Origin of the sequence: Streptomyces sp. NPDC087844 (genome assembly GCF_044742785.1) — a bacterium.
In the GTDB taxonomy this organism is placed as follows: Bacteria; Actinomycetota; Actinomycetes; order Streptomycetales; family Streptomycetaceae; genus Streptomyces.
Genome location: NZ_JBIUVD010000025.1, coordinates 129,075 through 136,803, shown reverse-complemented (window position 1 = coordinate 136,803; position 7,729 = coordinate 129,075). Strand labels below are relative to the sequence as shown.

The window sequence follows — 7,729 nt, the reverse complement described above, 5'->3', positions numbered from 1 at the left end:
TGAGTTGCCTACGTGTCACACCCATCGTCCTACCAGGTCCTACCCACGCACGGGACCAAAACCCGAGATTGATCACGACGTCACACAGGCCCTAGTGTCCTGCGCCAGAGATCCGTCGGCAGAGGCGGGCGAGGGAGTCGAGGATCTCTTCTGCTGTCTTGGTCCAGATGAACGGCTTGGGGTTTTCGTTCCAGTCCTTGACCCATGCCCGGATGTCGGCTTCGAGGGCTTGGATGTTCTTGTGTGCGCCGCGGCGGATCATCTGGTGGGCCAGGTAACCGAACCACCGCTCGACCTGGTTGATCCAGGAGGACCCGGTCGGGGTGAAGTGCAGTTCAAAGCGCGGGTGTTTGGCCAGCCAGGCCCTGATCGCTGGGGTCTTGTGGGTGCCGTAGTTGTCCACGATCAGGTGGACCTGCAGGTGCGCGGGCACCGTCTTGTCGATCCGGATCAGGAACTTCTTGAACTCCACGGCCCGGTGCCGACGGTGCAGGGCCGTGATGACTTCACCGGTCGCGACGTCGAACGCGGCAAAAAGGGTGGTCAGGCCGTTGCGGACGTAGCCGTGAGTGCGCCGCTCGGGCATGCCCGGCATTATCGGCAGCACCGGCTGGGACCGGTCCAGGGCCTGGATCTGGGACTTCTCGTCCACCGAGAGCACCACCGCACCTTCGGGCGGGTTGAAGTACAGGCCGACGACGTCGTAGACCTTTTCCACGAACAGCGGGTCTGTCGACAGCTTGAAGGTGTTCGCCAGATGCGGCCTGAGCTGGAGCTGTCGCCAGATCCGGCCCACGGTCGACTTCGACAGGCCGCTGTGCTGGGCCATCGATTTCCTGGACCAGTGGGTGGCGTTCTTCGGCAGCTGTTCCAGCGTGGTGACCACCACCGCCTCCACCTGGTCGACGCTGATGGTGGGCGGCCGGCCCGGCCTGGGCTCGTCGACCAGCCCGTCCAGCCGCTCGGCGAGGAAGCGCCGCCGCCACTTGCGGACCGTGTCCGCGGCCACCCGCAAATCCCGGGCGACCACGACGATCGGTGGCACCTCAGGGCCCGCACACGCCAGGACAATCCGCGCCCGCAAGGCCAGGGCCTGGGCCCATGTCGCCCGACGCGTCCATCGTTCCAACTCCGCCCGCTCCTCGACGGACAACAGCAACGGCTCCAACTTCGGGCCCCGACGAGGAACTGACGCACCAGCAGCAGTAGTCACACACCTACTAACGAGCAACTACTGGCGCAGGACACTAGTCGTAAGCTTGTTGGCTGCCTTCGCCGGATGGCTGAACCGGCGCATCGAGTGCGGGCAAAGATGCCAGAACTGTCTGGAGTAGTCGCAGCGATCCGCGAGAACCGGACGGCGGCCGAGGTCCACTCGGCGCTCGACAGCGACCAGCATGCACTCGCCGCGCTCGGCATGCGCGTCACGGCGTCGGCGTCACCCGGATGCCGAGCGTTCCGGCCTCACCTCGGCGCAGTCGGCTGCCGAGGAGGCTGAGGCGGCCGATGATGCCGTACTTGCGGGCGATGAGCTTCCGATAGCGGGCCGTGGTGGCGGCGTCGCAGATCTCGGCGGTGGCGGGAACCTGGTTGCCCGTCGAATTGCCGCGTAGATCGCAGGGGCCGACGAGGACATCGGCGCGGGCCCGGATCCGCTTGACCTTCCAGGAGTCCGCGGCCGTCCAGACGCCGAGCGCGTCGCCGTCACGCACCACCCAGACGGGGGTGGCGACCGGGGTGCCGTTCCTGCGGTAGCTGGTGACCAGCAGATACTTGCCCGTACTGAGCCGGTCCAGTGAGGCGTCGTCCATGCCCGCAGTCACAGGTTGTTCGCGTAGAAGCTGGTGAGTCGTTCGACGGCGGCGTCGACGTATGCGGGTTCGTCGTACATCTCGTAGTGGCCGGCGCCGTCGATCACCATGAGGTCGACGGGGTCGGGGGCCAGCTTCCACAGCTGCATGCCCATGTCGTAGGAGCCGGTGTTGCCGATGCGCCCTGCGAGGACGACCTGCAGGGGCTGGGTCATGAGCTGATCGGCCAAGTGGAAGGCGTCATAGCCCAGCAGGAGGGAGTCGCTGCGCAGGAGGCGCTGGTTCGTGGAGTGTTCGTTGCCACCGCGCTCGGTGCGGTAGTAGGCGACGGCCTGAGTGGTGTCGATGTCGGTCAGGCCCGCTGCCGCGGCGTCCTCAAGGGTGTCGGGCAGCCAGTTCACGCGGGTCGTCTCGCCGGAGCGGGCCTCTTCGGTCCGTGCGTCCGCGAGGGGGTCGAGTGCTGCGGCCGGACCGCCGGAGAAGCTGCGGAACGCGTGGCCGATGTTGACGGGGACGACCGTGCCGACCGCTTTGATGCGGTGGTCCGTGCGGGCGGTGTGGACGGCGTAGCCGCCACCGGCGCAGATGCCGAGGACGCCGATGCGCTGCGGGTCGATGCCGGGGGTCGTGGTGAGCGCGTCGATGGCGTAGGAGATGTCCTCGCCTCGGCGGTAGGGGTCTTCGAGGTCGCGGGGCTCGCCCTCGCTCTGGCCCTGGTGGGCGGGGTCGAGGACGAGCGCCGCGATGCCGTGGGCGGCGAGACGGGAGGCGTAGTTGGCGCCGATCTGCTCCTTGACGCTGCTGCCGGGGGTGGAGAGCACCACGGCGGGCAGCGGTGCGCCGCCGTCGGCGTTGTCGGGCAGGTGGAGGTCCGCGGCGAGGTTGATGGGACCGCGCGGGATGGTGAGGTGCTGGATCATGGCTGGCCTCCTTCGCGAGATTGTTGTTCCATAAGAGTCCAGTACAAGACGATATCTTGTACGATCTGAAACTAATACGAAACTGTACCACCTGGAACGGAGGATCGCATGTCGGTCGACGGGGCGCAGCTGTGGACGCTGAACCAGCGGCTGCTGACAGTCGTCATGGATGCCTGCACGGAGGATCTGGCCGAGCTCGGGTTGGAGACGAAGGAGTTCTTCGTCCTGGCCGAGGTGGAGGCATCGCCGTACCCGGCCGAGATCGCGACCGCGCTGCTGCTGCCCAAGGCGAGCGTGACGGTCTACGTCCGCAACCTCGTCGCCAAGGGCTTCATCCGCCGCGAGATCGACGAAGCGGACCTGCGGCGTCACCGGCTCGTACTGACCGACGAGGGCACGAAAGCACGCGATCGAGCACTTGCAGCCCTCGCGGCGGAGTACGACCGCAGGCTGGCGAGGGTTACCCCCCAGGACCGCGCTGAGCTGCAACGCATCCTCAAAGCGATGCTCGACTTGCCCGCGTGAGCCGGTATGCGCGAGTGATCGTGGCAAGGAGAGGACGCTGTCCTTGGAACCGGTCAGTCCCGGACCAGTTCGCGGGGTGCCGGCTGCCCGTTCCTGCGGGAGCTTCGGCGGGTGATGCACCTGGTCATGATGGTGATCGCCGCCCAGGTGATCAGTGATTCCGAGCGCTGGATGAGCCGTTCGTAGTCCCGGGCGCGACGGCGGGCGTGCATGATCCGGGCGAGGGAGCGTTCAACGACCCAGCGGCGGGGCAGGATGACGAACCCGACGGCGTCCTTCGGCCGGCTGACGGTTTTGAGGGTGCGGCCGAGGTGAGTCTTTGCCCAGGTCACGGGCTTTCCGGCATAGCCGGAGTCGGCCCAGACAATGGTGATCTCGGGGTGCATCAGCCGCAGCCGGAACAGGACTTCCTTGGCCGCGTCGCGGTCGGTCATGTCGGCCGGGTGACCATCACGAACAGCGGCAGGCCCTTGGTGTCCACGACCAGGTGCCGCTTGCGCCCGTTAATCTAATGGGCGAGAGCTGAGCTCGTTGAAACACCTCCTCGATGCCGATCGCCGGCGTCAGCACGACGTCCTCCGTTGATCCGGGCCTTGAGCCCTCAAAGAAGACTGACGTGTGCCGGCGCTCGCCGTCGGCATCGAGAACGATCACTTGATCGCCGATGATGATCGTGGTCCAAGCCCTCTGCGGGGACTACCTCTTACGTGCTCGGGAGTCACCAACTCCGATCAAGACCGGGAGCCCTCGCAGGTCGCTGGGGTCATGAACGGCTAATCGGATGTCGGGCCATCGAGCCCTTCCATTAAAGAGACGCATGCCCTGCACGGCTTTGACGAACTGGGAGTCGATCACGGTGGCGACCGCGCCGGGCGCCCGGCCCATCTCACGGCGGATCCGCTTGCGAAGCTGGTCACGGATCTGCCCGATGATGCCGGCAGCAGCCCACCGGGCCATGAAGCCGTAGCAGGTCCGCCTATCAGTTACGTGGAATCAGACACCGCAGGAGCCATCTCGTATCCTGCGGCGTCCCCATGGGCTGAGGAGGCGTGTTGGGCAGCGCGGTGGTGCTGGAGGAGAAGTGGCCGGTCCTTGGCCGGCATGAGCGCGCGGCCGAGTGGCTGCGGGTGTGGACGGATCTTGGAAGGGCTCCGAGGACGATCGACGCCTACGCGTGGGGCCTGGCCGAGTACCTGCTGATCTGCGAGCGGGACGACGTCGACCCGGTGACGGCGGGGCGGCTGCACGTGGCCGCGTTCGTGAAGGACCTGTCCACGCGGCCGAGCCGCCGGGGAGCCAACGTCGTCGCCCTGGACTCGGGGGCAGGTCTGGCGAATGCGACGCTGCAGCAACGACTGGTACCGGTCCGCCTGTTCTACGACTACCTGATCGAGGAGGGACTGCGGGAGTCGAACCCGGTCGGCCGCGGCCGCTACACGCCAGGCCGGAAGTTCGGCAACCACGAGCGCGGGTTGGTGCCTCGCCTGGTCAAGTTGCCGTGGATCCCCAGCGAACAGCAGTGGCTCGACCTGCTGGACGTCGTGCGCCAGGAGCCCGTACGGAACCGGGTGATGCTCGCCCTGGCCTACGACGCAGCTCTGCGTCGAGAGGAGTTGTGCTCGCTGCGTACCGAGGATGTCGATCCGGCCCACCGCACGCTTCGGGTCAGAGCGGAAACGACGAAGACCCGCCGCGAGCGCGTGGTCCCGTACTCCGCGCCGACCGGCGTGCTGCTGTCCGGCTACCTCACGCATCGGGCCACGATCAGCCGGGCACGCGGCCCTCTGTTCCTGTCGGAGTCGCGCCGTAACCACGGGCAGCCGCTGAGCCTGTGGACCTGGTCGAAGGTGATCCGCCGCGTCGCCCTGGCCGCAGACCTGCCGCGCTTCTCCACCCACACCACCCGCCACCTCTGCCTGACCGACCTGGCCCGCATGGGCTGGGAACTGCACGCCATCGCGACGTTCGCCGGCCACCGCCACACCGAGTCGACCATGACCTATATCCACTTGTCCGGACGAGACCTGGCGGAGAAGCTGAACCGCGGCATGCAGCAGATCCACTCCTGGCGCATCGACATGCTCACCCGTGCTGGCCACCCGGGCGGGGTGAACGGCCAGTGACAGCGACGACAAGCTCGTCCGCCTCCGGCGGCGGGCGGCCAGCTGTCAGTTGGCCGTGGCCGCTTGACCTGGCCCGATACGACCGGCGAGCCCTGGTGACCGGCGCCGAGGCGAAGGCGCTCGCCGCCCTGGAGATCAAGCAGTTCAGACGCTAGGGACTGACGCCGCAGGCAGCCCCGCAGCGACTGGTCGAGCCGTTGGCCCACGCCCGGGACTGCCTCCAGTGGGCGCCGGGAGCTGGCAACCAGCGACGTTTCGCCCGGGACGCGGCCGGTCTGGTCCTGATCCGCTGCGGTGCACTCGGCCGCAGCTACTGGGGCTGGTCGGACCAGGACTGGGCCGACCTGATCGACCGTTCCGGGGCCGAGTTCCGGCACCGGTGGGGCGGCCAGATCGGCCCGAACGCGCGCCCGTTCGTGATCGCCTACGCCTACCTCCTCGGCGGCTTCACCGCGTTCGAGCAGGTCGGACGCTTTCAGCGGCCCACGCTTGCCCACCGGGTTTTCGGCGAGACCGCAGTTGACGACGCGGTCGGGAAGATCCTCACGGTCCTCGGGGACTGGGGCTACCAGCGCCGTCCCGAACGCCTCGTCTCCGCTGTCTGCCAGGTCCTGCTGCTGAACCGCAGCCCCCGCTTGGATGATCTGTCCAGCTCAGCCCTGGCCGCGATCCGCGCGTCGGCGGCCATGCAGGAGAGCGAATGGGTCAGCGACCTGCACGGGATCCACCGCGCCGTTGCCGCTCTCGGGCACACCGACCCGCCGCCGCGCCCCCGCCACGGCCCGGGGCCCACGGCGATCGAGGGCACTTCAGGAGCTTGGGCGGACTGGGTCGAACGCTGGCACGCGACCTCGACGCTGACGCCGAAGGTCCGCGCGAGCTATCGGAGTGTGCTCGCGAAGATCGGACGCTGGCTGGCCGCCGAACACCCCGACGTCACCGCGCCGGAACACTGGACCCGCCAGACCTGCGCGTCCTGGGTCGCGGCCGTCGACCGCATGACGGTCGGCGACTACTCGCAGTGGACGGCGGGTATGCGATCACAGGGTCGCATCGGCAAGCCGCTGACAGCGCAGGCGAAGTCCGGCTACCTGAAAGTGCCCCGCGCGTTCTTCCGTGACCTGCACGAATGGGAGTGGATTCCGCAACGGTTCAACCCTGCTCACGCGCTGAGGACGCCTCGCAGTGTTCAGGCCCTTATGGGTCCCGACCCGCGCGTGATAGCGGACGATATCTGGGCCAAGCTGTTGTGGGCTGGGCTGAACGTCGAGTCCGACGACCTGCCGACCGCGGACGGCCGCACCTACCCGGCCGAGTTGATCCGGGCCATCACTCTGACCTGGCTGTTCGCTGGGCAACGCAGCGACGAAGTCGCCCGGCTCCGCGTCGGTTGCATCCGCTGGCAGCACGACGGCATGCCGATCCCCGGTGACTCCGGCGATGTCCTGGCCCGCGACGCGGTCTGCCTGCTCGACGTCCCGACCCACAAGACCGGCACGGCATTCACTAAACCCGTCGACCCGCTACTGGGGCAGGCGATCAAGGCCTGGCAGACTGTCCGGCCCGATCAGCCCGCCCTCCTCGACCAGAAGACCAACGAGCACGCGGACTTTCTGTTCGCCTTCCGCGCCCGCCGGGTCTTCAAGCACTACATCAACGAGACGATCATCCGGATGCTCTGCCGCAAGGCCGGCGTCCCCACCGCCGACGTTCGCGGAAACATCACCAACCACCGGGCCCGCTCGACCATCGCCAGCCAGCTCTACAACGCCAAGGAGCCGATGACCTTGTTCGAGCTGCAGGAATGGCTCGGGCATCGAACTCCCGAAGCCACTGCCCACTACGCCAAGATCACACCGAACACGCTGGCCAGGGCCTACAACGACGCCGGGTACTTCGAGCGCAACGTCCGCACCATCGAGGTCCTGGTCGACCGGGACGCGGTCACCTCCGGAGCTGCCGCGTCGGGCGAACCGTGGCAGTACTACGACCTCGGCCACGGGCACTGCACCTACACCTTCTTCGAGCAGTGCCAGCACCGGATGGCCTGCGCGCGTTGCGACTTCTACACGCCCAAGGACTCCAGCAAGGGCCAGCTGCTGGAGGCGAAAGAGAACCTGCAGAAGATGCTGGTCAGCATCCCTCTTACCGACTACGAACGCGCTGCCGTCGACGACGGCCAGGCCGCCCTCGATCATCTCCTGGATCGGCTCACCGACGTCCCCACTCCGGCTGGACGGACACCCCGCCAGATCGGCGTCCCGGCCACCGCGACGTTGCTGCCCATCGTGGAGGTCCGCAACCGCAAGCCCGGAACGGATGGCGCCTCGCTGTAATGGACTGCCGCAGC

7 protein-coding genes and 1 pseudogene are annotated in these 7,729 nt (G+C 67.6%); 4 read left to right on the top strand and 4 right to left on the bottom strand.

The annotated features are described in order from the left end of the window. Nucleotides 1-91: 91 nt before the first annotated feature. The 3 genes from ACIOKD_RS35540 to ACIOKD_RS35530 form a co-directional block, all read right to left on the bottom strand. Nucleotides 92-1,213 (bottom strand): IS630 family transposase, encoded by a 1,122-nt coding sequence (locus ACIOKD_RS35540; protein ID WP_402092092.1) that lies wholly within the window; start codon nucleotides 1,211-1,213, stop codon nucleotides 92-94. A 211-nt stretch (nucleotides 1,214-1,424) separates the two neighbouring features. Beyond that, entirely contained in the window at nucleotides 1,425-1,811 is a 387-nt protein-coding gene (locus ACIOKD_RS35535; RefSeq protein ID WP_402092090.1) for a PPOX class F420-dependent oxidoreductase, read from the bottom strand. An 8-nt stretch (nucleotides 1,812-1,819) separates the two neighbouring features. Continuing rightward, a complete protein-coding gene (locus ACIOKD_RS35530) occupies nucleotides 1,820-2,731 on the bottom strand; it encodes an alpha/beta hydrolase (RefSeq protein WP_402092088.1) in 912 nt (303 codons plus the stop codon). Nucleotides 2,732-2,839: 108 nt separating this feature from the next. On the opposite strand from ACIOKD_RS35530, the gene ACIOKD_RS35525 reads away from it, so the two are divergent. Next, the gene (locus ACIOKD_RS35525) at nucleotides 2,840-3,256 is read left to right on the top strand and encodes a MarR family winged helix-turn-helix transcriptional regulator (RefSeq protein WP_402092086.1); all 417 of its coding nucleotides are present in this window, start codon (nucleotides 2,840-2,842) and stop codon (nucleotides 3,254-3,256) included. A gap of 107 nt (nucleotides 3,257-3,363) precedes the next feature. On the opposite strand, the pseudogene ACIOKD_RS35520 reads toward ACIOKD_RS35525, so the two are convergent. Then, a pseudogene (locus ACIOKD_RS35520) lies at nucleotides 3,364-3,764 on the bottom strand (transposase); the annotation flags it as partial. A gap of 541 nt (nucleotides 3,765-4,305) precedes the next feature. Between ACIOKD_RS35520 and ACIOKD_RS35515 the strand changes: the two are divergent. From ACIOKD_RS35515 to ACIOKD_RS35505, 3 genes are read left to right on the top strand one after another with little or no spacing between them, the layout of a single operon-like run. Continuing rightward, nucleotides 4,306-5,379, top strand: coding sequence for a tyrosine-type recombinase/integrase (locus tag ACIOKD_RS35515; RefSeq protein WP_402092085.1), 1,074 nt, complete (start codon nucleotides 4,306-4,308; stop codon nucleotides 5,377-5,379). Next, on the top strand, nucleotides 5,376-5,534 hold the full coding sequence (locus ACIOKD_RS35510) for a hypothetical protein (RefSeq protein WP_402092083.1): 159 nt from the start codon (nucleotides 5,376-5,378) through the stop codon (nucleotides 5,532-5,534). Before ACIOKD_RS35515 ends, ACIOKD_RS35510 begins: the two co-directional genes overlap by 4 nt. A gap of 42 nt (nucleotides 5,535-5,576) precedes the next feature. Next, the gene (locus ACIOKD_RS35505; RefSeq protein ID WP_402092082.1) at nucleotides 5,577-7,715 is read left to right on the top strand and encodes a tyrosine-type recombinase/integrase; all 2,139 of its coding nucleotides are present in this window, start codon (nucleotides 5,577-5,579) and stop codon (nucleotides 7,713-7,715) included. Nucleotides 7,716-7,729 lie beyond the last annotated feature (14 nt).